A 24,943-nucleotide genomic window follows, 5' to 3' on the forward strand; every position below is an offset into this window, starting at 1 on the left:
CACGTTAGGGACAGAGGGTTGTTGGCTTTGGGGCGTAGGTGGTGTTGCGGGTGTCGCGGCGGACCTCGTTGGCGGTGGCGAGGTCGTAGAGCACGCGGGTGCTCGAAACGCTGAAGCCCGGGGTGCCGCCCGACTGGCGGCAGGTGTCGCCGGAGCCGAACTGGACCGGCGGGGCGACGAAGTTCGACTGGTCGCCGCCGGTGCCCTCGACGCGGACGTGCCTGGTGCCCCAGATCCGGACCGTCACCGAGTCGCCGCCCGCCGAGGCCTGGATGGCGAACCCGGTTGCCGTGTCGTCGGCGATCTTGAGCTCGACCGCGCTGCCGTCGGCGTTGATCGCCTTGGCGTCCCGGCCGACGGGGTAGCGGTCGAAGTAGGTCTCGTGTTCGAGGTGGCCGCCGTCGGCGAGCCCGGCGAGGTACGCCGCGTTGTAGAGCGTGGACGCGAACTGTGAGACGCCGCCGCCGACCACGACCGGGCCGGTGCCGTCCTCGTCGGCAGGCGCCGGGACGTAGCCGGTCGCGGCCGTGCGGGGGCCGGAGCGGGCGCCGAGGCTGAACGTCTCGCCCGGTTTCACGAGCGTGCCGGAGACGCGGGCGGCCAGCGCCTGGATGTTCACCGCCGCCGGGCCGGAGAATCCGCCGGTGGAGAACTCGCCGATGACCTCCTTGATGCCCAGCGCCCCGGCCGCCTCGGTGGTCACGGCGGGTTTGCTGCCGTCGTAGACGGCATTGAGCTCACGGCCGTCGGCCTTCGCCAGTACCCCGGTCAGCGGCTTGAAAGTGTTCTCCCAGTTGACCTTCCGGCCGTCCTCCGACGGCACGATCGTCGGCTGGCCGGTGTCGAAGACGATCTGCGCGTCCTGGCCGTCGGTCTCGGTGCCCTTCAGCCCTGGCGCCAGCGAGGCCTGCAGCTTGCTCTGGTCGATCCGCACTTCGACGGCCCCGCCGTCCTTCGCGACGAACTGGAACGAGCTCGCGATCGCGTCCGGCTTGAGGATCGCGTCGGCGCCCTCGCCGTGCACCACGACCGGCTTCGCCACGGCGGGCACGACGACCTTGTCGAGCGCGGCGTGCACGCCGGCGGAGGTCGCCTTGACCGGGGTGACGACCACGTTCATGGTGATGTCCCCGCCACCGAGCCAGCCGTCCGTCAACGCGGTGACCGCGCTCTCGACGTCGGCGACCGACTGGCCCTGTCGCGGCTCGACCGGGTACGGGGTGACGTTGCCGCCGCCGAGGTCCTTGAAGGCGATGCTGCCCTCGACGGGCGCGTGGTCGAGATGGCGCGCCGCCAGGTCCGAGACGGCCTGGGTGATGAGCTTCGGGTCGGTCTTGGTCACCACGCCGACCTCGCGGCTGGTGAAGAACGACAGGATCCGGGTGAACGGGTTGAGCGGCTGGTGCCCCGCCTGGCCCAGTGTGTTCGGCCAGTCGACGCCGAGGCCGGACTGCGCGGGCTCCAGCGTGGCTTGGACATCGCCCGCGCGGACCTGCACCGTCTTCGTCAGCCGGGGCCCGAGCTCGCGGCGCAGCTTGGCTTCGGCGTCCGCGTGGGTCAGGCCGCCGACGCCGATCCCGGTGACGGTGACCCCGCGCGGGACGTCGCCCGCGCTGGTGATCAGGTCGACCGCGTAGCAGACCACGAACAGCACCATGAACCCGCCGACCAGCAGGAACACCTTGCCGAGTCCCTTGCGGAAGCGGGTCGCCGGGGTGGCGGGCGGCGGGACGACGCGGTCGCCCTCGAACAGCTCCTCGACCAGGTCCGGATCGTTCTCGGCCAGCAGGTCGTCGGCGAAGATGTCGGTACCGACGTCCTCGGCCACGCCGCCGAGCCGGTCGGTGGTCTCGGTGGCGGAAGGTTCGCCGGGTTCGTCGCGCACGCCAGCCCCTCTCGCCCCGGGCAGCTAAAGATAGAGCCCAGTGCCGTCTTCCGTCCGTTCCGTCGCCACCGCGTGGAGGTCCCGCTCGCGCATCACCAGGTGTCCTTCGCCCTGGATCTCCACCTCGAGCTGCTCCTCGGGGTTGAACAGCACGCGGTCGCCGACCTTGACGTTGCGCACGCTGCCGCCCGTACCCAGTACATCACCCCAGGCGAGCCTGCGCGCGACCTGAGCAGTGGCGGGAATCACGATGCCACCGCTGCTGCGGCGCTCGCCCTCCTCCGGGGAGAGTCGCACCAGCACGCGGTCGTGCAGCATCTGGATCTCGAGCTTGGGCACGACGCCATGATATCGGGCTACCGGGGCTCGCCCGCCATCATCAGGCTCAGCACCTTCCCGGCGCCGGCCTCGAACCGCACCGGGACGCCCCAGTCCTGGCGGGTGATCCGGCAGGCCGGGTGCTCACCGCCGTCGTCGCAGCTGGCCGCCTGCGCGACGACCTGCAGGACACCCTCGGTGACGCCCTCGGCGAAGCGGATCTTGCGGACGAGGTCGGTGCCGACCCCGGCGCCGTCGGCGAGCAGCTCGGGCGGCGACGCGCTGATCTCGAGGCGGGTCGACGGTCCGTAACGGCTGTCGAGCTTCTCGCCGGGCGGCGGCGTGAAGACGACGGCGAACTCCACCTCGCCCGGCGCGAGCACGGTCGGCGGGCGGCGCACCGCGAGGGCGTCACCGGCGACGTCGGCCGTCTCGTCGGTCGGGATGGCGCCGATGCGGTTCCCGGAGGACTCGACGACCAGCAGCTCGCCGTCGTGCAGCAGCAGCCCTGACGGCTCCTGCAGACCTGTCGCGAGCGTTGTCACCAGGCGCGTGAAGGGGTCGTAGCGGCGTACGGCGCCGTTGTAGGTGTCGGCGATCGCGATCGTGCTGCCGGGTAGCACGGCGAGGCCCAGCGGGTGCTGCAGCAGCGCCTCGTCGGCCGGGCCGTCTGCGTGGCCGAAGGAGAACAGGTCGACGCCGATCGCCGTGTGCACGGTGAACGCCTCGCCCGACGGCTCGATCCACCGCAGCGCGGACGTCTCGGAGTCGGCCAGCCACAGCTTGTCGCCGTCGGGCGTGAGGCCCGAGGTCTGCGCGAAGTGCGCTTCGGTGACGTCGCCGTCTCGCAGGCCTTCGACGGTCGTGCCCGCGAAGCGACGGATCCCACCGGTGACCGGATCGAACACGCTCAGCGTGTGGTTTCCGGCCATGGCGACCACGACGCCGCCCGCGGGGGCCCACCAGGCGACGTCCCAGGGGCTGGTGAGGTCGACGTCGAGGGCTTTGCCGGAGTCGGTGCCGTTGCGCCACTGGCGCCCAGTACCGGCCACCGTGGTGACCTCGCCGGTGTTGAGGTCGAGCCCGCGCAGCCGGTGACCGGCCGTGTCGGCGACGACGGCGTGGTAACCGGCGCGCTCGGCGACGTCGTTGGGCAGCAGCGTGATGCCCGACGGCTCGGTGAAGGTGGCAACGTCGAACGGGCCGTCCTGCGCGCCGCGCGCGCCGCTGCCGAAGCGACGGACGACGGTCTCGCCGTCCGAGGCGAACTCGACGATCGAGTGGTGGCCGGTGTCGACGACCAGGACGCGCCCCTCGGCGGTGGCGACGGCCTTGCTCGGGAAGCGCAGCTCGGTCTGCTGCTCCTCGACCGCGACATACGGGCTGCCGCCGCGGCGCAACGTGCCCTTGGCCTCGTGTTTGACGACCAGCTCGCCGATGACGCGGCGAAGCGCCTCCGCGTGCCCCTCGCCCGCGGCCACGTGCACGACGTAGCCCTCCGGGTCGACGACGACGAGCGTCGGCCACGCCTTGACGGCGTACTGCGACCAGGTCGTCAGCTGGGGGTCGTTGAGCACCGGGTGGTGGACCTCGTAGCGGCGCACCGCGGCCTCGATCGCGGCCGTCTCGCCCTCGTGCAGAAACTTCGGAGAGTGCACACCGATCGTCACGACGACGTCGGCGAACTCCTCCTCCAGCGGGCGCAGTTCGTCCAGGACGTGCAGGCAGTTGATGCACCCGCTGGTCCAGAAATCGAGGATGGTGATGCGTCCGCGCAGCTCAGCGAGGGTGATCCGGCTTCCGCCGGTGTTCAGCCAAACGTCGCCGACGAGCTCGGGGGCCCGCACGCGGGACTGCGGTCGTGGGGTGGTCACACCAAGAGTGAACTACATCCGCTCACGCGCTGTTCCGAGGTCCAGCCTCTGAGCGGTCGAGCTCACCCGCGAGAGGGAGGCACCGAAGGGCGTAAAAGGACGAGCGGGCGAGGGCATGGCGAGCTTAACCTCGTCACCATGTCCACCTACCAGGCGAGTGGCGCGTTGACGCCTCCCGAAGCACACGCGCTGCAGTCCATGCTGCGCGAACCCGTGCGGCCTGGACTCGGCGAAGCCGAACTCGACGACGTCGAGCGGCGGTTCGGGTTCCGGTTCGCCGCGGATCACCGGACCTTCCTTGCCGCGGGCGTACCGGTCGGCGACCGCTGGCCCGACTGGCAGCACGGCAACCCCGAACAACTCCGAAAGCGCCTCGAATGGCCCGTCGACGGAGTCCTCTACGACGTAGAGCAAAACGGAACCTGGCTCCCCGACTGGGGCCCCCGCCCAACAGACCTAACCGAGGCACTGGCAATAGCCCGCGACTGCCTGACAGCAGTACCCCAGCTAATACCGATCTGCGGCCACCGCTACCTCCCAGGAATACCAGAATCAACAGGCTACCCAGTACTCTCGGTATACCAAACCGACATAATCTACTACGGCTACAACATACAAAGCTACCTACGCCACGAGTTCGGCGGCGAACCCCTAGGCCCCCCACCAGAACCGCCCCCACGCCGCATAGAATTCTGGTCTCGTTTCATAGACTGACCACAACACCAACAACAAAAACCCAACCACAACAGTTTGCCCCAACCCCAGCGTCTCCGCCGAGCTCTGCGAGGTGGAGACTTCACCGCCGCGCGCCCTCTTTCAGGGCCGCCAGGCCCTCCCAACTCGCGACGGCAGGTCGCCCCCTTACAAGCAAAACCCGCACTTACGCTGGGGGCCAGGGGCGACCTGGCGGCGCGAGTTCGTGAGCGCGCTGGCCAAAAAACACAGGCTCCTAACCACACCTCAGGACTAAACCAAAAACCCCTTTGGCCGCCCCTCAAACCCGCTCAACAGCATCCTTGAGACGGTGCAAAGTAGCCGCGATGTTCTCGTGGTTGGTCTCATCCCGCTGCCAAACCCCGGTGCCCAATGCGGTCGGCACCTTCAACCACCGGGCGCGCCGATCCCACGTGCTCTCGGTGACCGCGCTGCCCACGCCATCGGGCTCGATGTCGTACTGCCACCGCGCAACCGGCAGCCCCACAAACGTCACCTCAAACCCGAACCGACGCCCCACCTCAGCGTCGGTGACGGTCGAAACAGTGCTCCACCGCCGCAAACCCCGCCGGTTACTCCCCCGAAACCGAGCCCCGACCGCAGCGGCCTTGGCGTCTCCAAGCCACCGATACCCCGCATACTCCTCAGCCAACCCAGCCAACGAACCCGGGTCGCTGACCAGCGCGTATACCTTCTCGGGCGATGCCTCGACAACGATCCGCCCGGTGGCACTGGGACCTGGCATCGTGGCCTCGTTTCGTCGGCGGCAGGTGACATACCCACGGTATGTCACCTGTCAAGCGGTACGACGTCAGTTGGAGCGGCGCAGCATTCGGCTCACTCCGGCGGCGATGGTGGTTGCCAGTATCCAGCCCATCGCGGTGAATCCGGCGGCCATCCAGTTGTCGGCCCCGGCCATGTACCAGCGGGATTTGTTGCCGAAGTCGACGATCGGCACGAGCAGGTCCGCGGTGAACAGGACCGGGTTCCACTGCATGCCGGTGTCCTGCTGGTTGACCAGGCACCGCGGCCCGCTCACCGCGTACTTCAGCGGGTTCGGGTCGTGCACGCAGACGTCGGTGCCGAGCCCGAACCACAGGCTTCCCAGCACCAGCAAGGTGAGTAGCCAGCCGAGCGCGCGCACCGGGCGATAGCCGTAGCCGACCATCGAACGCTGCAGCCAGCTCCACAGGCGAACCCCTGGACCGAAAACCTTGAAACCCTGCGCCAGCGCTTCATAACGGAACTGCTGTTTCTTCAGCAGCACCGTCGACGCGTGTTCTTCGTTGCCGGACGCGCGCAGTGTCGCGGCGAGCTGGTCGTACGGGCCGGGGCGATAGCCGTCCATCGCCTGGCGCAGCAGCGCGATGCGGTGGTCCAGCGCGCGGTCGTCGTCGAGTTTCAAGCCGTGCTTGAGCGCGTCGTACCGGAAGTCCTCGAGCTCGATACCGCCCGCGGACGCCCAGAAATGCTCGTTGTCGTCGAGCGTGCCGCAGTGCGCGCGACGCAGCACCAGCCGCCCGTTCGGCGGAACGCTGGGCGTCAGCAGGAACTCGTCGGCGTTGACGTCGCTGGCGTCGAGCGAGATGCCGTGCTGCGGAAGCGATCCCAGCACCGCGCCCCGCAGATCGACCCGCCTGGCGACCTGCGCGCCGTCGAGGTTCACCCCGCCCGCGGCCAGGAACGGCCGGTCCTTGTCCTCGGTGAGCACCAGGTCGCGGCCGATGCGCGCAGTGCGGACGTCGAGCGAGAAACTGCTGCTGCCGCGCACACTCGGCTCGACGAGCTTGGTGCCGTAGAGGTTCAGGCTGCCGCCGACCTCGACCCCCTGCAGCCGCAACGTCCCCTGCACCGTCGCGTCGGTGAGGTGCAGGTTCCCGGCGATCTTCGTGCGCCGGGCGGACAGCACGTCGCGCCCGGCGTGCCGGAACGTGGTGTCCCAGGCGAGCACGTTCCCGCCGACCTTGACGTCCGCCATCCGGACCTGGCCGGCGTGCACCTTCAGGCTGGTCGCCTCGATGTCGCCGCCGATCTCGCTGCCGTCGAGGTGCAGCGCCCGGTCGTAGAACGGCGCCTGCTCGCCGCGCACGACCTGGATCTCCGCCTTGGCGAGCCGCAACGAGCCACCGATGCGCGCGTTGACCATCCGCAGCGTGCCGGTCGCCTGCAGCCCGTCGCTGAGTTCGAGGTTGCCGTCGACGCTGAGCCGGTCCGCGACGAGCGCCGGGCGCGGATCGAGGTAGGGATCCTTGGACTTCCACGCGGCGACCGCGATGGGCCCGTGCTGGTTGACCTTGAGCAGCGCCTCCCGCAGCACGATGTCACTGTCCACAGTGGCGCTGGGGAGATAGAGAATACCGTTGGCGGAGAAGCGTTTCCGCTGACTCTTGGGACCATAGTTGTCCACCTCGCACAACAGGCTGCCGCCGATGTGCAGCCCGTTCCCGTTGAGCGCGAAGCCGTCCGGATTGTTCAGCGTGGCCCCGGAGAAATTGACGTTACCGCCGGTCCTCAGGCCCGGGATGCGCACTTCCCCGTTGGCCACCATGCGATACGCGAGCAGCGCGCCGGTGATGTGCAACCGATCGGCCTGGATCGCCTTGCCCCGCGGATGGCTGATCACGGTGCGCGTCAGCACGACGGAACCGTCGATCACGGCGTCGGTGAGGTTGACCGCGGCGTTCGGCATCCCGCGTTCCCGGTCGTCCCCGCGCTGGACGGTCGTCTCCTCGATCTCCCGATCGTCCGGATCGACCTCCACGACACTGCGGATGAGCCGGACGTCGTTGCGGCTGCGCAGGTTGCGCGCCTTGAGTCCGGGCAGCCAGCACTTGCGGAAGACGAGCCCCAGCAGGCTCGCCTCACGGACGTCCGGCGGCTGCTCGAACCGGCAGCGCTCGAACCGGAACAGGTACTTGAGGTCAGCGGCCCGCAGATCGAGGTGCCCGGTGATGTAGGCGTCCTCGACCTGCACGATCGGCGCGTTAGTCGCCTGGCGACGCCAGCGCAACAGGCCCCCGGAGTCCGGTTTGATGAGCTCAGCGGCCTTGACCTCGTACCTTTTGTCCGGAATCCCGGCAAACGGATCGAGTGGGGGCAACGCGGTTTCCGTCACCGAAACCCCATCCTCCCCCGGATCTCGTGGCACACCGCGTCGAAACCCCGGCATCCAGTGGTCCCCTCCGGATAGTCCGCCCTGCCTGCGCAAGCAGCCTAACGGAGTACACCCGGGACTGGTCCCGTCCGCGACGGCACAAATCACCCAGCGTCGCCCAGCCCGGCGAGTGATCTCGGCCGAACCCGCCCAACGGCCGAGCCGGTGCTGCTAGAGTCACTCCCCGGTAGCAGAACGTAGACACAGGGTAGGCCGCCCCCTGGCAACCGAAGCGCGGTCCGTGCGGGGAGGCACGACATGGGAGATACGAGCACCGGCGGCCTTCAGGGCGTCCAGAACCAGCTGAACACGAATCCGCAACAGGCACCACCGCCCGATGCAGGTCTCGTCCAAGGGTCCACCGCGGCCACGCCGCCACCTGCGGGGCCCAACTACACGAATCTGGGCGCCGGGCAGGCCAAGGCCGACTTCGCCGCCGCCTCAGGCAACGGCGGCTGGAAGTTCGATCCCGAGGCGATGGACTCTGTGATCAAGGACCTGGAAGACAGCATCAAGCACGACTTCAGCCGTGCCACGAATGAGGTATCTCATTTGACCGGTATAGATGCGATGGGGGACGAAGTTGCAAGCCACGTGTACGTGGACGCCGCCAACCGGTCTGGTGCTCAGTATCAAGCTTTCCTTACCAGTGCAGTCGACTACACACGGGCCTACGTTAAGACCCTTAGAGACATAAAGACCGCTTACGAGCAGCAAGATCAAGCAGCGATCGATGCGCTCCGCGACACGGGGAAGGCTCTCTGAATGCGTTCTCGTTTCTTAGTTGCCGTTGTGGCCACCGCGATCACTTTCGTGGCTGCCTGCAGCAGCACGACACAGGGAACGCCAAACCCTGCCCCATCATCAACGAACGCCACAGGTCTCCCCAGGGCCGGCGCGCCCAAGGTAGCCAACCCGTTGAAAACCGGGGCCTTCGAAAGCAAACCCTGCCAAGCTGCGACGAACACGGAAATCGAGAGCGCGGGGGGCAAGCTCGAAAGCGCCGAGTTACAGCCGGTCGGCAACGGCCAGAGCTGCCTGTGGATCTTCGCCGACTTGACCGGGACAATCAACGGCGCGATGAATTTGAGCGAGCCTGATGGACTGAGCCACTTCTACGCCCTCAAGGCACAGGGAAGTGGTCTCACGACCTTTAAACCACTCCCTGACATCGCTGGATATCCGGCTGTCGTCTTCGCCAATGGCGGAGAAAACAAGGGTGTTTGCAACCTGGCGGTCGGCGTCCGTGACAACATGATGTACACCCTGGTCACGCGGCTGTTTGACGGTAGCCCCGGATACAACGATCCCTGTGGGGTCAACGTCAAGATCGCCGAGTTCGCGGTCAAGCACCTCAAGGAAGCCCAGTCGTGACGTACAGCGGCTGGGAGATCTTCGAAAAGCTGAACTCGAATCCTGCCACGACCACAAGGCTTGACGCGGCTCAGGTCGCTTCGCACAAGCTCAAGGTGATCCACGAGGACATCACCAGGTCCATGGAGAGCAGCCAAACGGCCCTCGCGTCGTTCTGGAAAGGCAAGGCCGCCGAAAGCGGCGCTGCCGGGTTGGCGCCGCTGATCCAGACCTCGAAGATCGCGTCCGAGAACATGGATCGGGCGCGGCAGTCGATGTTCGACCAGAACGCGGCCTTCCACCACACGCGTGGTGCCGTGGTCCCGGTCGAGAAGGAACGCGCGGGGGACTGGGGTCCCGGAGACATCCTGTCCATCGGTGCCAGTGACGACGAGAAGGCCGCCGCGAAGTTCGACGCGGACACCAAGAAGAACGTCGAGGCGTACGAGCCCTACTGGCAGAGCACTCAGCCGAGGCAGAGCACGCTGGCGCCGACTTATCCCGCGGCTCATGATCCCAACGTCGACGCCGTGCCCATCACCGCCGATCCGATCAACACCGGGGGCACGCACACGAGCGGGTTCACCGGGGGATCGGGCGCGCACCGCGGGTCGTCCGGTGGGTACACCGGTGGGCCGAGCACGTACACCGCCCCGCCCGGGGCAGGGAACTACGTCGCGCCGCCCGTGAGCAAGCTGCCCGTGAGCAGGCCGCCCGTGAATAGGCCGCCGGTGAGCAGGCCGCCGGTGGGTCCGCCGGGGATGCGGCGGCCGACCGATGGAACTGACCCGTCGTGGGCGAGGACCCCGTCGCGGATGCAGCCGCCTGGCGGATTCGGGCCTGGTGGATTCGGGCCGGGGGGCGACTCCAGCGGTGGTGGTGGCGGCGGTTTCGGGCCGGGCGGCGGAGGCGGTTTTGGTCCTGGTGGGGGCTTCGGGACCGGTGGTGGCGCCGGTGGCAGCGGTAGCGGTGCACCCGGGTCCGGTAGCGCGACGGGTGCGGGGCGCGGGGGTATGTCCGCCGCCGAAGGCGCGATGGGTCGCGGCGGTGTGGGCGGTCCCGCCGCCGGTAAGCCCGCCAGTGGCATGGGCGGTATGGGTGGCGGCAAGGGCGGCAAAGGTGGCGAGGACGAGGAGCATCAGCGCAAGATCCTGCTGCCAGAGGAGGATCCGGACTCGATCTTCGGGGGTTACGACGGTGACAAGCCGACACCGCCGGTGATCGGGGCGTAATGCTGCACCGACCGGCCGGGATCAGCCTTCAGACGTACGAAACGCTGCTGGAGCAACAGAATCTCGGAGACATCCATCCGACGCTAGTCCGCGGTGCGCAGTGGTACCTGCCCGAGGAGCGGAAGCAGCTCGCCGCGTCCGCTCAGGCCGAACTGGCCAAGCTCGGCCTGCTCCGGCACGGCCGTCCCGACGGCGATTTCCTCGACACGCTGCAGATGCTGCAGCGGCCCGCGGTCGAGTATTACTCGTGGGTGAAGGCCGCGAGCGGGGAGCGGACCGTCCGCACAGCTCGGAACGATCGCGAGGCCGTGATCGTCGTGCTGGTGAACGGGACGGTGTTCCTGACGCCGACGCGGCCGGAGACGATCGCGACGGACTTCGCCGCGCAGCTTCCTGAGGCTCAAGCCGCGCAGGTGCACTCGCTGAACTGCGCGCAGGCGGACCTGGAAGAGATCAAACGCGGCAAGCTGCCGAACGGCACGAGCCCGAGTATCCGCGACGCGAAACGGGTGCTGCACTGGCTGCAGATGGAGTACAAGTACTTCGGCCAGCTGTACGTCGCGGTGCGCGAGGGTCAGAACAAGCGGCGCCGCAATGAAAATCCGCCCGGTTGGCTGGACACCGAGCAGGGCCGCGTGCTGTTCGGACAGGATTCGAACGGCTGGATCAGCCTGGCCGGGGCGGGCCCACAGGATGTCGCGAAGCGGTTGCAGCAGTTGGAAAACGAGCTGCGCGGGCGGTGAACGACGGCACTGCCACGGGCCGGTGCGCCGCGAGTGACCAACCCGCTGAAAGGTGGATCAGCCATCTCCCGGCGTCGGCGGCTACACCGTTCACGCACTGGCCTGCCGTTGGCCAGTGCGTGAACCCGCTTTACGAAGGCGTGTTGTGCGTCGGGTTGAGAACCCGGGACAAGAAGAGCTTCGTCCGCTCGTGCTGCGGGTCGCCGATCACCTGTGACGGCGGGCCCTGCTCGACGACGACACCGCCGTCCATGAACAGCACGGCGTCGGCGACCTCCTTCGCGAACTGCATCTCGTGGGTGACCACGAGCATCGTCATGCCCTCCTGGGCCAGCTGCCGCATCACCGCCAGCACGTCGCCGACCAGCTCCGGGTCCAGCGCCGAAGTCGGCTCGTCGAACAGCATCACCTCGGGGTTCATCGACAGCGCCCTGGCGATGGCCACGCGCTGCTGCTGACCACCGGAGAGCTGCCCCGGCAAGGCGTTCTCCTTCTCGGCGAGCCCCACCTTCTCCAGGTTCTCCCTCGCGATCCGCTCGGCCTCTTCCTTGCCACGCTTGAGGACCTTGCGCTGCGCGACGGTGAGGTTCTCCAGCACCGTCAGGTGCGCGAACAGGTTGAACGACTGGAAGACCATGCCGATTTTGCGGCGCGCGGCGTCGATGTCGACGTCCTCGTGGGTGATCTCGTCGCCGTTCACCACGATTTTGCCCTGCTGGGGCTCTTCGAGCAGGTTCACGCAGCGCAGCAGGGTCGACTTCCCGGACCCGGACGGGCCGATGATGCAGATGACCTGCCCGCGCCTGACCTCGACATCGATGCCCTTGAGCACCTCGAGGTCGCCGAACGCCTTGTGCAGCCCGGAAACCTCGACGATCACGTCAGTACTGCCGCTGGTCATGTCGCACCTCCGCCGGACACGCCGGCACCGTATTTCTTCTCAAGCCGCTGCTGCAGGATGGACAGCGGAATGGTGATCACCAGGTAGCAGAGCCCGGCCACGACGATCGGCGTGAGCCCCTTCGCTTCGAGCAGTGCCTGGCGGCTGAACTGGGCCAGCTCCTGCTGTGCCGGGGTGGTCCCGAGCAGGAACGCGAGCGACGAGTCCTTCGTCAGCATGATGAGCTCGTTCGCCAGCGGCGGCAGCACGATCCTGAACGCCTGCGGGATGACGATCGTGATCATCGACTTCGCGGGTGACATACCGAGCGAGCGAGCGGCCTCGACCTGGCCGCGCGGGACCGCCTGGATACCGGCGCGGATCGTCTCCGCCATGTAGGCCGAGGACACGATGCCCAGCGCCAGCATGATGGACACGTTGCGCGGCAGGTGCGTGTCGGGGAACGCGATCGGGACGCCGACGCCGACCGCGAGGAAGATCAGCAGCGCGGGCAGGCCGCGGAAGAACTCGATGTACCCGCGGGCGAACCAGCGGTAGGGGCCCACCGACGAAAGCCTCATCAGCGCCAGCAGCAGGCCGAGGCCGAGGCCCAGCGCGAAACCGAGCGCGGTGAAGATGACCGTGTTCTTGAGCGCGACCGTGATGACGTCGGGGAACTGCTTGGCCGCGACGTCGAGGTCGAAGAAGGCCCGGCCGATCTGGCCCCAGTTGGCCAGGAACGCGAAAACCACGAGAACTACGAGCAGCAGGACGTACTGCGCTGTCCGGAACGCCGATCGTCGTTGGCGGCGGCTCAGTGCCATTTCACTCCTCTAGCAGGCCCGGATCGGGCGTCGGAAACACCGCTGTGGCCGGTGCGGAAGCACCGGCCACAGGCGGGAGTGTCACTTGGTGGCGCCACCGGGCAGCCAGGTCGGTGCCTTGGCGAACCACTTCTGGTAGATCTGCGCGTAGCTGCCGTCCCCAACGGACGCCTTGAGCGCCTCGTTCGTGGCCGTCACGAGGGCGGTGTTGCCCTGCTTGATGCCGATTCCGTAGAACTCGTTGGTCTTGAACTCGATCGCCACCGTGGTGTCCGGGTTCGTCTTCACGAAGTCGTAGAGCACGCCGTTGTCGTTGATCCCGGCGTCGACGGTGCCGTTCTTGACCGCCTGCTCCTCAAGGGCGAGGTCGTCGAAGGTGACGATCTCGGCGCCCTTGGCGTTCTCTTTGGCGTAGTCGGCGCCGGTGGTGGCGGACTGAACGCCGATTTTCTTGCCCGTGACGTTGCTGAAGTCCTTGATCGGCGAACCGGCCTTGACCAGCAGAGCCTGGGTGGCCTCGAAGTACGGGTCGGAGAAGGCGAACTTCGCCTTGCGCTTGTCGGTGATGGTCATCCCGGCGGCCGCGAGGTCGCACTGGCCGGAGTTCATCGCTTCACCGGACTCGATGTTCTCGAAGGCGATGTCGACGATGCTCTGCGTGACGCCGAGCTTCTTCGCGACCAGGTCGACGAGGTCGACGTCGAAGCCGACGATCTTGTCGCCCTGCTTGACCTGGAACGGCTGGTAGGGCAGATGCGTGCAGGTCGTGAGCTTGCCCTGCGCGATCAGCTGGACGCCGCTGGCAGTTGTGCCACCGCTGTCCCCGCCGCACGCGGCCAGCGCGCCGGCCGCCAGGGCGAGCGCCGGTATCAGGGCGAACGCTTTCAGTTGGGGTCCACGCGCCACGTCGTCACTCCTCGTAGTTCTCAGCTGTCGAGACACGCATCCTGCCACTCAATGGGGCCAGTGCCCAGCACCCGTACGTTACGACGCCGTTTCGTCCCGGACGACCAGACCGTGGGTATCGCGTTCACGTGGCAGGGTGAGTCAGGATGACGAGCATGAACAACAACTCCGCGCCGCGGCTGCCACCCGGGGGACGCCGTGCCCGGGTCGCGAAGACCCGGCGGACAGCGCGGCCAGGCGCCCAGTTCGACGGCTACCTCGCGCCGCAGCGCCCGCACGCGGGGGCCTACGACGAGATGTTCTCGCCGGACGGCATCGTGCGCGGGCCGTACCGGGCGCTCTACGAGTCCATCGCGGCGCTGGACTCGAACGACCTCACGGCCAGGTCGGAGGCGCTGGACCGGGCGATGGTCGACCAGGGGATCACCTTCTCCTTGTCCGGCCAGGAGCGGCCGTTCCCGCTCGATCTCGTGCCGCGGGTCATCCCTTCGGCCGAATGGAGCAAGCTCGAACGGGGGGTCGCGCAGCGGGTGCGGGCGCTGGAGGCCTTCCTCGCCGACATCTACGGCGACCGGCAGATCCTGCGCGAGGGCGTGCTGCCGCGGCGGCTGATCACCTCGTGCGCGCACTTCCAGCGGGAGGCGTTCGGCATCAGCCCGCCCAACGGCGTGCGCATCCACGTCTCCGGCGTCGACCTGGTCCGCGACGAGGAGGGCACCTTCCGGGTGCTGGAGGACAACCTCCGTAACCCGTCCGGGGTCTCCTATGTGATGGAGAACCGCCGCACGATGGCGCGCGTGTTCCCCGACCTGTTCGCCAGTCACCGGGTGCGCCCGGTCGGCGACTACGCGGCGCACCTATTGCGCGCGCTGCGGGCGGCCGCGGCGGCGAACGTGGCGGACCCGATGGTCGTCGTGCTCACCCCCGGCATCCACAACTCGGCCTACTTCGAGCACTCGCTGCTGGCCAGGCAGATGGGCGTCGAGCTGGTCGAGGGCCGCGACATGTTCTGCCGTGACAACGTCGTCTACCTGCGCACCACCGAGGGCGAGCAGCAGGTCGACGTCATCTACCGGCGGATCGACGACGAGTTCCTCGACCCGGTCCACTACCGGCCGGACTCGGTGCTCGGCGTCGCCGGGATCCTCAACGCGGCGCGCGCGGGCAACGTGGTGGTCGCGAACGCGGTCGGCAACGGCGTCGGTGACGACAAGCTCGTCTACACCTACGTGCCCGAGATGGTGAAGTACTACCTCAACGAGAAGCCGCTGCTGCCCAATGTGGACACGTTCCGCTGCTGGCTGCCCGACGAGTTCGACCATGTCATGGCGCATCTCGACGAGCTGGTGATCAAGCCCGTCGAGGGCTCGGGCGGTTACGGGATCGTCTTCGGTCCTGACGCCAGCAAGTCCGAGCTCGACACCATCCGGCGCAAGGTCAAGGCCCACCGGCGCGGCTGGATCGCACAGCCCGTGGTCCAGCTCTCGACCGTGCCCGCGAAGGTCGGCGACCGGCTCGCGCCGCGGCACGTCGACCTGCGGCCGTTCGCGGTCAACGACGGCAAGGAGATCTTCGTGCTGCCCGGCGGGCTGACCCGCGTCGCGCTGCCCGAGGGCAGCCTGGTCGTCAACTCCTCGCAGGGCGGCGGCTCCAAGGACACCTGGGTGCTCGCGTCCCGCTCGTCGACGGCCGAACGTGAACTCGACCGGCCCGCGCTCGGCGCGTTGTCCACTGTGGACGGTATCGCGGCGGAGCAGGGGCCCGAGCTGACCACGTCCCAGCAGCAGCAACAGCAGCAGTAAGGAGGCGTGATGCTGGCTCGCAACGCGGAATCTTTGTACTGGATCGGCCGCTACGTCGAGCGCGCCGACGACACGGCGCGCATTCTCAACGTCTCCGTGCACCAACTGCTCGAAGACGCCAGCGTCGACCCCGACTACGCGAGCCGTCAACTGCTCGCCGTGCTGGGGATCGAGTCCGAGGGCGAGGACGCCCTTGACGTCTGGAAGCTGACCGAACTGGTCGCGTACGGCAAGGACAACCCAGCGTCCATCGTCGGCTCGATCAACTCGGCGCGGGAGAACACCCGCGGCGCGCGTGAGGTCGTTTCGACCGAGCTGTGGGAGTGCCTGAACGCGACGTGGAACGCGGTGCCGGACCGGCAGCGGTACGCGCGCCGCGCCGGGCCGCACGCGTTCCTGTCCTTTGTGGAGGAACGCGCGGCGATGTTCGCCGGGCTCGCCGACTCGACCATGAGCCGCGACGACGGCTGGCTGTTCCTGGTGCTCGGCCGCTCGATCGAGCGCGCCGACATGGTCGTGCGGCTGCTGCTTTCGCGGGTTTCGGACCGCGCTTCCTCGCCCGGCTGGATCACCGTGCTGCGGTCGGCTGGCGCGCAGGACACGTACCTGCGGACGTATCGCGGCGCGCTCGACGCTGGCCGGGTCGTGCAGTTCCTGTTGCGGGACACGCTTTTCCCGCGTTCGGTGTTCCACGCGCTGCGGCAGGCGGAGGAGTGCCTGGAGCGGCTCGACCCCGGCTTGAACACGCGCGGCAACGAGAAGTCCGAGGCGCTGCGGCTGCTCGGGCGGGCCCGGAGTGAACTGGAATTCCTGCACCCGTCGGCGTTGCTGGAGGACCTGCCGACCCGGCTGGGCGCGCTGCAGGAATCGATCAGGGACATCGGCGAGGCGGTTTCGGTGCAGTACTTCAACACATCGCCGTGGGTGGCCTGGCGCGGCGCGGAGGTATCACTGTGACCTGGCAGCTGAAGGTTTCGCACACCACCGGGTACCGCTACGCGACCCCGGCGACGCAGTCGTACAACGAGGCGCGGCTGACCCCGCGCTCCGACCGGCGGCAGAACACGGTGGCGAACCGGATCGAGACGACGCCCGCGACCCGCGCGTACCGCTACACCGACTACTGGGGCACCGTGGTGACCTCGTTCGACCTCCACGCGCCGCACACCGAGTTCACCGTGCTGGCGACGTCGGTGGTCGAGACCGCCGACGAGGCCGAGCCGATCCGCACCGCGACGTGGAAGGACCTCCGCAGCGAGAACGTGATCGACCACCGCACCGAGTACCTGGGTGCGACGCCGTACACGCCGCGTGATCCCGAACTGTCGAAGGTCGCGCGGGAGCTGCGCAAGGGCCTGGAGCCCGCGGACGCCGTGCTGGCGATCTGCGAGTGGGTCAACGAGCAGCTGAAGTACCAACCCGGGACGACCGGGGTGCACAGCACGGCGACCGACGCGTGGAAGGCAAAGGAAGGCGTGTGCCAGGACTTCGCGCACGTCACGCTGGTGATGCTGCGGGCGATCGGCGTCCCGGCGCGATATGTGTCGGGCTACCTGCACACGCGGCCTTCGGCGAAGCTCGGCGAGATGGTGCAGGGCGAAAGCCACGCGTGGGTCGACGTCTGGACCGGCGGCTGGTGGGCGTACGACCCGACGAACGGCATCGGCGTCGGCCCGCGGCACGTGTGGGTGGCGATGGGCCGGGACTACGCCGACGTCGCGCCGCTCAAGGGCATCTTCACCGGCGGCGGCCAGTCCACTTTGGACGTCTCGGTGCAGCTGACCCGCCTGATGTGACTGCCCCTGAAGGCCACCATCACGGCGTTTAACGCTGTGATGGTGGCCTTCAGGGGCAGTTTATGTCGCTTGAGACTCAGCTGCGGCCGTGCGCGTCCAGCAGGTGCGCGACGGCTTCGGTGACCTGCTGGGCGAAGTCGATGTTCAGCCACTCGTCCGGGACGTGGATGTTCGAGTCCGGCCCGCAGGCGCCGGTGACCAGGAACTGGGCGTCCGGGTACTGGTCGCCGAGCAGGCCCATGAACGGGATCGACCCGCCCATGCCGGAGCTGCGGTGCGGTGCGCCGAAGACCTCGCCCGCGATCCGCTCCAGGGCGGAGCTGAGCCACGGGGCCTCGGCAGGCGCGTTCCAGCCGTTCTCGGCCTGGACGTCGCCGAGCTCGACCTTGGCCGAGTAGGGCACGTCCGTGGTCAGGATCTTCTTGACCGCCTCGATCGCCACCGCGGCATCCGCGGTGGGCGGGAGCCGGAAGCTCAGCGTCAGCGTGGTCTTGTCGCGCAGGACGTTGCCAGCCTGGGGCGGGAGCGGGAAGCCCTCCGCGCCGATGATCGACAGCGTCGGGCGCCAGGTGTTGCTGAGCAGCAGTTCGAGGTCGTCGTCCGAGACCGTCTCGCCGACCACCGGCAGCAGCGTCTTGAACGCGCCGGGCCTCATGCCCGCCACGGCCTTCGCCTGCTCCAGGCGCTCCGCCGGGATCTGGACGTTGAGCTCTTCGAGCTTGATCTCGCCGGTCTCGGCGTTCTCGATGCGGTCGATCAGCTGCCGCAGGACGCGGAACGAGCTGGCCACGATGCCGCTGGCCATGCCGGAGTGCTGCGCAGACTCGAGCACGCGCACGGTGACGTTGAGGTGCAGCATCCCGCGCAGGCTGTTGACCAGCCACAACCGCTCGTAGTCGCTGCCGCCCGCGTCGAGGCAGACGACCAGCGTGACCTTGCCGAGGCGCGCCTTCAGGTGCTCCATGTACGCCGGGAGGTCCGGGCTGCCGGACTCCTCGGCGGTCTCCAGCAGGATCACCGCGCGAGCGTGCTCACCGCCTCCCGCGTGTACGGCCTGAAGCGCCGTCGTCGCCGCGTAGCCCGCGTAGCCGTCGTCGACCGCTCCGCGGCCGTACAGGCGGCCGTCGCGGATCACCGGCGTCCACGGGCCGAGGCCCTCGGACCAGCCACCGACGGGCGGCTGTTTGTCGAGGTGGCCGTACATGAGCACGGTGCCCTTGCCTTCGGCGCCCGGCGTGGCCGGGACGTCGACGAGCAGCACCGGGGTGCGGCCCTCGAGCTGGACGACCTCGAGGGTCGCGCCGGGGATCTCCCTGGCGGCGATCCACTCGCGGACGTGCTCGATGGCGGCCTTCAGGTGCCCGGTCGAGGCCCAGTCGGAATCGAACGCCGGGGACAGGGCGGGGATCTCCACCAGTCCGGACAGGCTCGGGAGGACGTCGTTGGTCCAGCCCGAAACCACGGTTTCACGTACGGTTTTCTGCTCCACAGGTTCATGTTAGTTGGCGAGCGCGCTTACGGACTCGCGCCGCCACAAAGAGGGCGCACCGCGTGAAGTCGTCCCGGCGACACCCAGGTTCTCGGCGGCACGCCTGCGAAAAAGCCTCGCGGTGGCACAGATCACACCGATGGCCGATAGTGGGGTGAGGAGGTGCGCGGAGCATCGCCGGACAGTGACCGGTTCGACCGAACGAGCAGGTCGCGCCGAGCGTGCCCACGCCGCCGTACCCCCTACTTTCGGCTGCCACATCATCGGGCTTCCTAGCGTTTCCCCTGATCAGCCCTTGTTTCTTAGCAACAAATCAGTATCCGGGGCTCACGGAAACCCCGACCTTCGTGCCAGGATGTCGGCGTGAACCGTCAACGCCGACGGTGACTGAGCGCTTCGGACCCGACGCGCTGGTCCCCGGCTGGTGAAGTCGCTGTGGCCGCCACAAGCGGCCAAGCGGCACCGACATCAAGGAGACAAGCGCATGCCGTCCCCCGAACAGTGGACGCACCCGGAGCCTGGAGCAGGTCCAGCCGCGATTGCGGCTCAACCCTCCCCCGAACAGGTGATCGCCGGTTTGCGAGCAACAAGTGAAGGTGGAGCTGAGCTGACTCAGCTGCTCACCCCCGAAGGCGAGCGGGTGCCCTCGCCGCAGTTCGACAAGTACGTCGAGGACGTCGACTACGAAGCACTGCGCGCGCTCTACCGCGACATGGTGCTCGTCCGCCGCGCGGACCGTGAGGCCAACGCGATGCAGCGCCAGGGCCAGCTCGGGATCTGGGTCCCGCTGCTGGGCCAGGAGGCGGCGCAGATCGGCTCCGGCCGCGCGATGAAGCCGAACGACATGGCATTCCCCAGCTACCGCGAGCACGGCGTCGCCTACGCGCGCGGCGTGGACCTCAAGGAGGTCCTTGGCATCTTCCGGTGCACCGACCACGGCGGCTGGGACTACAAGAAGCACGGCTTCCACCCGTACACGATCGTCATCGGCAACCAGGTGCTCAACGCCGCCGGGTACGCGATGGGCCAGAAGTTCGAGGGCAAGGTCGGTGACGACGACGGCGAGGCCACGGTCGTCTACTTCGGCGACGGCGCGACGAGCCAGGGCGACGTCCACGAGGGCTTCGTCTGGGGCGCGGTCTACGACGCCCCGCTCGTGTTCTTCTGCCAGAACAACCAGTGGGCCATCTCCGAGCCGACCGAACGCCAGTCCCGCCTGCCGCTCTACCAGCGCGCCCGCGGTTACGGCTTCCCCGGCATCCGCGTCGACGGCAACGACGTACTCGCCTGCCTCGCGGTCACCCGCTGGGCCCTGGAGGAGTGCCGCCACGGCAACGGCCCGGTGCTGATCGAGGCGTTCACCTACCGGATGGACGCCCACACCACCACCGACGATCCCTCACGCTACCGGCTCTCCGACGAGCTGGAGGAGTGGAAGCTGAAGGACCCGATCGAGCGCGTCCGGGCGTACCTCGCCCGCAACGGCGGGGCCGATCACGACTTCTTCGACCAGGTGCAGGCCGACTCCGACGCGTTCGCCGCGGAGCTGCGCGACTACTGCTTCAACATGCCTGAACCGCCTCCCGAGCGGATCTTCGCGAACGTCTACGCCGAGAACTCCCCGGTCCTGGACGCGCAGCGCGAAGAGTTCCTTTCCTACCTCGACGGTTTTGCTTCCGAAGAGTCGCTTGCGGGCTCGAGCAAGGACACAGCGGGTGAGCTCCGATGAACCATGACACGCAGAAACTGACCATCGGCAAGGCCATCAACCTCGGCCTGCGCCGCGCCATGGAAGAGGACCCCAAGGTCCTCATGATGGGTGAGGACGTCGGCAAGCTCGGCGGCGTCTTCCGCATCACCGACGGCCTGCAGAAGGACTTCGGCGAGCAGCGCGTGCTCGACACGCCGCTGGCGGAGTCCGGCATCATCGGCACCGCGGTCGGCCTTGCCGTGCGCGGGTTCCGGCCGGTGTGCGAGATCCAGTTCGAGGGCTTCATCTTCCCCGGCTTCGACCAGATCGTCAGCCAGCTGGCGAAACTGCACTACCGCACCCAGGGCAAGATCAAGATGCCCGTCGTGATCCGGGTGCCGTTCGGCGGCGGGATCGGCGCGGTCGAGCACCACTCGGAGTCGCCAGAGTCCCTGTTCGCGCACGTCCCCGGCCTGAAGGTCGTCGCGGTGTCCAACGCCGTCGACGCCTACTGGGGCATCCAGCAGGCCATCAAGTCGAACGACCCGATCCTGTTCTTCGAGCCGAAGCGGCTGTACCACTCCGGCGCGCTGAAGGCCGAAGTCGACACCGCGGCCACGGTGCCGTCGATCTTCAGCTCGCAGGTGGTCCGCCAGGGCACGACGGCCACGGTCGTCGCGTACGGCCCGTCGGTGAAGGTCGCCATGGATGCGGCGGCCGCCGCGTCGGACGAGGGCAAGGAGCTCGAGGTCATCGACCTCCGCACGCTCTCGCCGCTGGACCTCGGCCCGGTGTTCGAGTCGGTCCGCAAGACCGGACGGCTGATCGCGATCAGCGAGGCGCCGTCGGAGTCGTCGCTGACCTCGGAAATCGCCGCGCGCGTGCAGCAGGAATGCTTCTACTCGCTCGAAGCCCCCGTGCTGCGGGTGACCGGTTTCGACACGCCGTACCCGCCCGCCAAGCTAGAGGAGCACTACCTCCCCGACCTTGACCGCGTGCTGCACGCCGTCGACCGCTCGCTGGGCTGGTGAGGGAAACCGATGCCTGAGTTCAAACAGTTCCCCCTGTCCGACACGGCCGAGGGGCTGACCGAGGCCGACATCATCGCCTGGCAGGTCAAGGTCGGCGACACGGTGACGGTCAACCAGATCGTCGTCGAGATCGAGACCGCCAAGGCGGCCGTCGAACTGCCCATCCCGTGGGCGGGTGTGGTCACCGAGCTGCACGTCGAGCCCGGTCAGACGGTCGAGGTCGGCACGCCGATCCTCACGATGGACGTCGACCCTGGTGGCGCCGCGGCACCGGCTGCCGCTGTCGCACCCGCCGCGCCCGAGGAAGAGGAGATGAAGCCTCTCGTCGGGTACGGCTCGAAGACGGTCGTCACGCAGCGGCGGGCGCGCAAGACCAACGGCGCTCCGGCACCCGCGCCGGTCGCGGTGGCACCGGCTCCCGTTGCTCCGGCGCCCGTTGCCGCGGCTCCCGTCACCCCGGCGCCGGTTCCCGTGGCGCCGAAGGGCGGGTACGTGCCCCTGGCGAAGCCCCCGGTGCGCAAGCTCGCCAAGGAGCTCGGCGTCGACCTGCACGCGCTGACCGGCACGGCCAACGGCGGCGTGATCACCCGCGACGACGTCCACCAAGCCGCGAACGGCACGCCCGTCGAAGCCGCGGCAGTGTCCACTGTGGACCCGTCGACGCGTGAACGGCGCGTCAAGATCAAGGGCGTCCGCAAGGCGACGGCCGCCGCGATGGTGCAGAGCGCGTACACCGCTCCGCACGTCACGGAGTTCCTGACCATCGACGTCACGCCGATGATGGAGCTGCGGGAGCGGCTGAAGAAGAACCGCGCGTTCGCAGGCCTGAAGCTGACTCCGCTCGCTTTCGCGGCGAAGGCGGTCTGCATGGCAGTGAAGCGGACTCCGGACATCAACGCCGTCTGGGACGAGGCCGCGCAGGAGATCGTCTTCAAGGACTACGTGCACCTCGGGATCGCCGCGGCCACCCCGCGCGGGCTCGTCGTGCCCAAGGTCCGCGACGCCGACGCGATGTCGCTGACGGAGCTCGCCGCCGCACTGGGCGAGCTCACGGACGTCGCGCGGTCGGGCAAGACGACCCCGGAGGCGATGTCGAACGGGACGTTCACCATCACCAACGTCGGCGTCTTCGGCGTCGACACCGGGACGCCGATCATCAACCCCGGCGAGTCCGCGATCCTGTGCCTCGGCGCGATCAAGGACACGCCGTGGGTGGTCGACGGGGAGATCAAGGTCCGCAAGGTCCTGCAGCTCTCGCTGAGCTTCGACCACCGCGTGGTCGACGGGCAGCAGGGCTCGGAGTTCCTCGCGGACGTCGGCGCGCTGCTCGCCGACCCCGCTATGGCGATGACCTACTAGTGACTCGTGAGTGTTGCGGCCGATTCTCACCCGGCCGCAACACTCACGAGCTGGCAAACCCGCTGTCGCGCAGGCAAAGGAAGAAGTACCCGTCGAAGCCCGCCCCGCGACTCGGGTCCCCCTCTCCACCGCACATCGCCCACTGGTGACGGACACCGTGGCCGCCGTCGGCTTCGTGCTCGTCTCCCGGGGCTTCGCCGAAGCGCAACAGGTTTCCCGCGTCCGTGAGGAATTTGGCCAACTGCCGTTGTTTGACCACCCTGGCCGGCGGCGGTTTGCCCGCCAGCCAGAACGATCCGGTGAAACCGGAGAGTTCGACCGGCGACACCCCCGAGAGCCCGGCGGTGACGGCCACGTTGCCGACCACGTTGTCGACCACATTGTCGACCACGCTCACGGAGACCGCGTTCGCGGTGCCCGGTGAATTCAGCGCCACGCCCGAACCGGCCGTCAACTCCGAAGACGCCGGCCGCACGGCGAGTGTGGTCGGCAGCGGCGGGTAGGTCCGGCGGTCCTGCGGCCGCGCGGGGTCGGGCGGTAGCCGGAACGCCCAAGCGTAGATCGAGTCAGGTGTGCGGCCGGACCAGAAATCGGTCCCGCCGGGACGGCACCACACCGTCGGCGGCGGGTTCTTCCGAGGATCCTTGTCCCGCTTCGCCAGCTCGTCACGCCACCGGGCGTCCACCGCGGTGGCGAGGCCGAGCATCCGATCGAGCTGCAGCGCGCCGGTCATCCGCAGTGTCCTGGTCCGGTCCTGATCGAACCACTCCGTCACCACCCGAGGGTTGTCCGACAGCTGTTTCGTCCCGTTTCCGTCGAAGAGGTACAACTCCGAGCAACGCCGCCGGACGGCCGGGGAGAGCCAGGCCTTCAGCGCGCCGTCGCCGCCGTGGCTGTAACCGGCGATCCCCATCCTGCCCAGGGTGGCGCCCAGCTTGTTGCCCGCCGCGACGATGCCGAGCGAGTAGGCCGCCAGCACGAGACTCTCCAGCAGACCGGGCAGCTTCGGCGTCTGCGCTGCCCCGTAGTCGCCGCCGCTGGGCCATGGCATGGCCAGCAGGACCCGCTTGCCACTGCGGGCGAGCTGGCCTTCCAGCCCCACGTTGGGAAACCGATCCCACAACGGGATCACCGGTTCCGCGGGCAGCCGGGCGAAGAACGGGGCGAACACCGGCGGGTCGATCAGGTACCGGCCGAGGAAACCCGCGACCGGCGTCTTCTCCACCGCGCTGTACGTGGTGTCGACGCTGGGCCGGAAGAACGTGAGCACGTCGAGCGTCCTCGCGGTGAGGGCGCCGACGCCCGGTACGGACGGCTGCTGCGGACGAGGGAGCAGTGGGTTCGACGGCTGGGTCGCCGCGGCCGGCGGCACGACCACGAACCACGTCTTCGGCACCGGCGCCCTCGTGAGCTCGAAGGCGTAGGTCAGGCATCCGTGGTGCGGGTTTCTCGCGTCCGGGTTGCGGGGATCGGTCAGATGCGGCTGCTGGTACTCCGACTGGGCGCTGCTCAGTCCCGCGATCACCCTGGTCATGTCCACGAAGGTCAGGTCCAGCCGCAGCTCGATGTTCCCGGCGACCGGCGCGGGGACGGCGGTGAGCCGCGGATGCAGCCGGTCGGTCCAGCGCACCGCTCCGTTGGTCGCCGCCCACTGGGGTTTCCAGACGCCGCTCACCAGCGTGAACGCCTGCACGACCTGTTCGGCCACGGTGGCGCCGTCCGGGGTCGTCACTTCGACGGTGACCGTGAACTCGACGGCGCCCGGCGGCAGGGCGACCGTGAAGAAGTCGCCAGCCGTCCGGCCGCCGGGCAGGTCGGCCGTCGCCTTCACCCGGGTTCTGAACGCGTTGTCGGTGTCCGGCCGGTGCAGCCGGATCCTCAGGTCCGGCATCC

General features: G+C 68.4%; 21 protein-coding genes. 11 read left to right on the forward strand and 10 right to left on the reverse strand.

Annotation, left to right across the window (positions count from 1 at the left end):
- Nucleotides 1-4: 4 nt before the first annotated feature.
- The 3 genes from QMK34_RS35915 to QMK34_RS35925 are packed head-to-tail and all read right to left on the reverse strand — an operon-like array spanning nucleotide 5 to nucleotide 4,050.
- Nucleotides 5-1,885 carry a VanW family protein gene (locus QMK34_RS35915; RefSeq protein WP_442785284.1) on the reverse strand — a complete coding sequence of 627 codons (1,881 nt, stop codon included), beginning with the start codon at nucleotides 1,883-1,885 and terminating at the stop codon, nucleotides 5-7.
- Between the two features lie 24 nt (nucleotides 1,886-1,909).
- Complete coding sequence (locus QMK34_RS35920) at nucleotides 1,910-2,203, reverse strand: GroES family chaperonin (RefSeq protein WP_326419204.1); 294 nt, start codon at nucleotides 2,201-2,203, stop codon at nucleotides 1,910-1,912.
- A gap of 38 nt (nucleotides 2,204-2,241) precedes the next feature.
- Entirely contained in the window at nucleotides 2,242-4,050 is a 1,809-nt protein-coding gene (locus tag QMK34_RS35925; RefSeq protein WP_326419205.1) for an NHL domain-containing thioredoxin family protein, read from the reverse strand.
- 165 nt (nucleotides 4,051-4,215) lie between these two features.
- Between QMK34_RS35925 and QMK34_RS35930 the strand changes: the two genes are divergently transcribed.
- Nucleotides 4,216-4,791 (forward strand): hypothetical protein, encoded by a 576-nt coding sequence (locus tag QMK34_RS35930; RefSeq protein ID WP_326419179.1) that lies wholly within the window; start codon nucleotides 4,216-4,218, stop codon nucleotides 4,789-4,791.
- A 280-nt stretch (nucleotides 4,792-5,071) separates the two neighbouring features.
- Here QMK34_RS35930 and QMK34_RS35935 read toward each other — a convergent pair whose 3' ends face one another.
- Both QMK34_RS35935 and QMK34_RS35940 read right to left on the reverse strand, forming a co-directional pair.
- Nucleotides 5,072-5,536 carry an SRPBCC family protein gene (locus QMK34_RS35935; protein WP_326419180.1) on the reverse strand — a complete coding sequence of 155 codons (465 nt, stop codon included), beginning with the start codon at nucleotides 5,534-5,536 and terminating at the stop codon, nucleotides 5,072-5,074.
- A gap of 66 nt (nucleotides 5,537-5,602) precedes the next feature.
- Nucleotides 5,603-7,960 (reverse strand): oxidoreductase, encoded by a 2,358-nt coding sequence (locus QMK34_RS35940; RefSeq protein ID WP_326419181.1) that lies wholly within the window; start codon nucleotides 7,958-7,960, stop codon nucleotides 5,603-5,605.
- A gap of 243 nt (nucleotides 7,961-8,203) precedes the next feature.
- Between QMK34_RS35940 and QMK34_RS35945 the strand changes: the two genes are divergently transcribed.
- The 4 genes from QMK34_RS35945 to QMK34_RS35960 are packed head-to-tail and all read left to right on the forward strand — an operon-like array spanning nucleotide 8,204 to nucleotide 11,273.
- On the forward strand, nucleotides 8,204-8,710 hold the full coding sequence (locus QMK34_RS35945) for a PE domain-containing protein (RefSeq protein WP_326419182.1): 507 nt from the start codon (nucleotides 8,204-8,206) through the stop codon (nucleotides 8,708-8,710).
- 27 nt (nucleotides 8,711-8,737) lie between these two features.
- Nucleotides 8,738-9,319: a DUF3558 domain-containing protein gene (locus QMK34_RS35950; RefSeq protein ID WP_326419183.1), complete on the forward strand. Its 582-nt coding sequence runs from the start codon at nucleotides 8,738-8,740 to the stop codon at nucleotides 9,317-9,319.
- The gene (locus tag QMK34_RS35955) at nucleotides 9,316-10,530 is read left to right on the forward strand and encodes a hypothetical protein (protein ID WP_326419184.1); all 1,215 of its coding nucleotides are present in this window, start codon (nucleotides 9,316-9,318) and stop codon (nucleotides 10,528-10,530) included. The genes QMK34_RS35950 and QMK34_RS35955 overlap by 4 nt, the downstream gene beginning before the upstream one ends.
- Nucleotides 10,530-11,273 carry an ESX secretion-associated protein EspG gene (locus QMK34_RS35960; RefSeq protein WP_326419185.1) on the forward strand — a complete coding sequence of 248 codons (744 nt, stop codon included), beginning with the start codon at nucleotides 10,530-10,532 and terminating at the stop codon, nucleotides 11,271-11,273. The genes QMK34_RS35955 and QMK34_RS35960 overlap by 1 nt, the downstream gene beginning before the upstream one ends.
- Nucleotides 11,274-11,403: 130 nt before the next feature.
- Here QMK34_RS35960 and QMK34_RS35965 read toward each other — a convergent pair whose 3' ends face one another.
- From QMK34_RS35965 to QMK34_RS35975, 3 genes are all read right to left on the reverse strand, one after another.
- Nucleotides 11,404-12,174 carry an amino acid ABC transporter ATP-binding protein gene (locus QMK34_RS35965; RefSeq protein ID WP_326419186.1) on the reverse strand — a complete coding sequence of 257 codons (771 nt, stop codon included), beginning with the start codon at nucleotides 12,172-12,174 and terminating at the stop codon, nucleotides 11,404-11,406.
- Nucleotides 12,171-12,977, reverse strand: coding sequence for an amino acid ABC transporter permease (locus QMK34_RS35970; protein WP_326419187.1), 807 nt, complete (start codon nucleotides 12,975-12,977; stop codon nucleotides 12,171-12,173). The genes QMK34_RS35965 and QMK34_RS35970 overlap by 4 nt, the downstream gene beginning before the upstream one ends.
- A gap of 81 nt (nucleotides 12,978-13,058) precedes the next feature.
- Complete coding sequence (locus QMK34_RS35975) at nucleotides 13,059-13,883, reverse strand: transporter substrate-binding domain-containing protein (protein WP_326419188.1); 825 nt, start codon at nucleotides 13,881-13,883, stop codon at nucleotides 13,059-13,061.
- A 146-nt stretch (nucleotides 13,884-14,029) separates the two neighbouring features.
- Here QMK34_RS35975 and QMK34_RS35980 point away from each other — a divergent pair, with 146 nt between their 5' ends.
- The 3 genes from QMK34_RS35980 to QMK34_RS35990 are packed head-to-tail and all read left to right on the forward strand — an operon-like array spanning nucleotide 14,030 to nucleotide 17,481.
- Complete coding sequence (locus QMK34_RS35980; RefSeq protein ID WP_326419189.1) at nucleotides 14,030-15,685, forward strand: circularly permuted type 2 ATP-grasp protein; 1,656 nt, start codon at nucleotides 14,030-14,032, stop codon at nucleotides 15,683-15,685.
- A 9-nt stretch (nucleotides 15,686-15,694) separates the two neighbouring features.
- On the forward strand, nucleotides 15,695-16,642 hold the full coding sequence (locus tag QMK34_RS35985) for an alpha-E domain-containing protein (protein ID WP_326419190.1): 948 nt from the start codon (nucleotides 15,695-15,697) through the stop codon (nucleotides 16,640-16,642).
- Nucleotides 16,639-17,481, forward strand: coding sequence for a transglutaminase family protein (locus QMK34_RS35990; RefSeq protein WP_326419191.1), 843 nt, complete (start codon nucleotides 16,639-16,641; stop codon nucleotides 17,479-17,481). The genes QMK34_RS35985 and QMK34_RS35990 overlap by 4 nt, the downstream gene beginning before the upstream one ends.
- 76 nt (nucleotides 17,482-17,557) lie before the next feature.
- Here the strand turns inward: QMK34_RS35990 and QMK34_RS35995 are convergent, their stop codons facing one another.
- Nucleotides 17,558-18,970, reverse strand: a complete 1,413-nt coding sequence (locus QMK34_RS35995; RefSeq protein ID WP_326419192.1) for a M20/M25/M40 family metallo-hydrolase — start codon at nucleotides 18,968-18,970, stop codon at nucleotides 17,558-17,560.
- 484 nt (nucleotides 18,971-19,454) lie between these two features.
- On the opposite strand from QMK34_RS35995, the gene pdhA reads away from it, so the two are divergent.
- The 3 genes from pdhA to QMK34_RS36010 are packed head-to-tail and all read left to right on the forward strand — an operon-like array spanning nucleotide 19,455 to nucleotide 23,050.
- Entirely contained in the window at nucleotides 19,455-20,699 is a 1,245-nt protein-coding gene (gene pdhA, locus QMK34_RS36000) for a pyruvate dehydrogenase (acetyl-transferring) E1 component subunit alpha (protein ID WP_326419193.1), read from the forward strand.
- A complete protein-coding gene (locus QMK34_RS36005; protein WP_326419194.1) occupies nucleotides 20,696-21,691 on the forward strand; it encodes an alpha-ketoacid dehydrogenase subunit beta in 996 nt (331 codons plus the stop codon). Before pdhA ends, QMK34_RS36005 begins: the two co-directional genes overlap by 4 nt.
- A gap of 9 nt (nucleotides 21,692-21,700) precedes the next feature.
- On the forward strand, nucleotides 21,701-23,050 hold the full coding sequence (locus QMK34_RS36010) for a dihydrolipoamide acetyltransferase family protein (RefSeq protein WP_326419195.1): 1,350 nt from the start codon (nucleotides 21,701-21,703) through the stop codon (nucleotides 23,048-23,050).
- Nucleotides 23,051-23,093: 43 nt separating this feature from the next.
- Here QMK34_RS36010 and QMK34_RS36015 read toward each other — a convergent pair whose 3' ends face one another.
- The gene (locus tag QMK34_RS36015; RefSeq protein ID WP_326419196.1) at nucleotides 23,094-24,941 is read right to left on the reverse strand and encodes a hypothetical protein; all 1,848 of its coding nucleotides are present in this window, start codon (nucleotides 24,939-24,941) and stop codon (nucleotides 23,094-23,096) included.
- Nucleotides 24,942-24,943 lie beyond the last annotated feature (2 nt).

This window comes from Amycolatopsis sp. H20-H5 (assembly GCF_035828755.1).
Taxonomy (GTDB): domain Bacteria; phylum Actinomycetota; class Actinomycetes; order Mycobacteriales; family Pseudonocardiaceae; genus Amycolatopsis.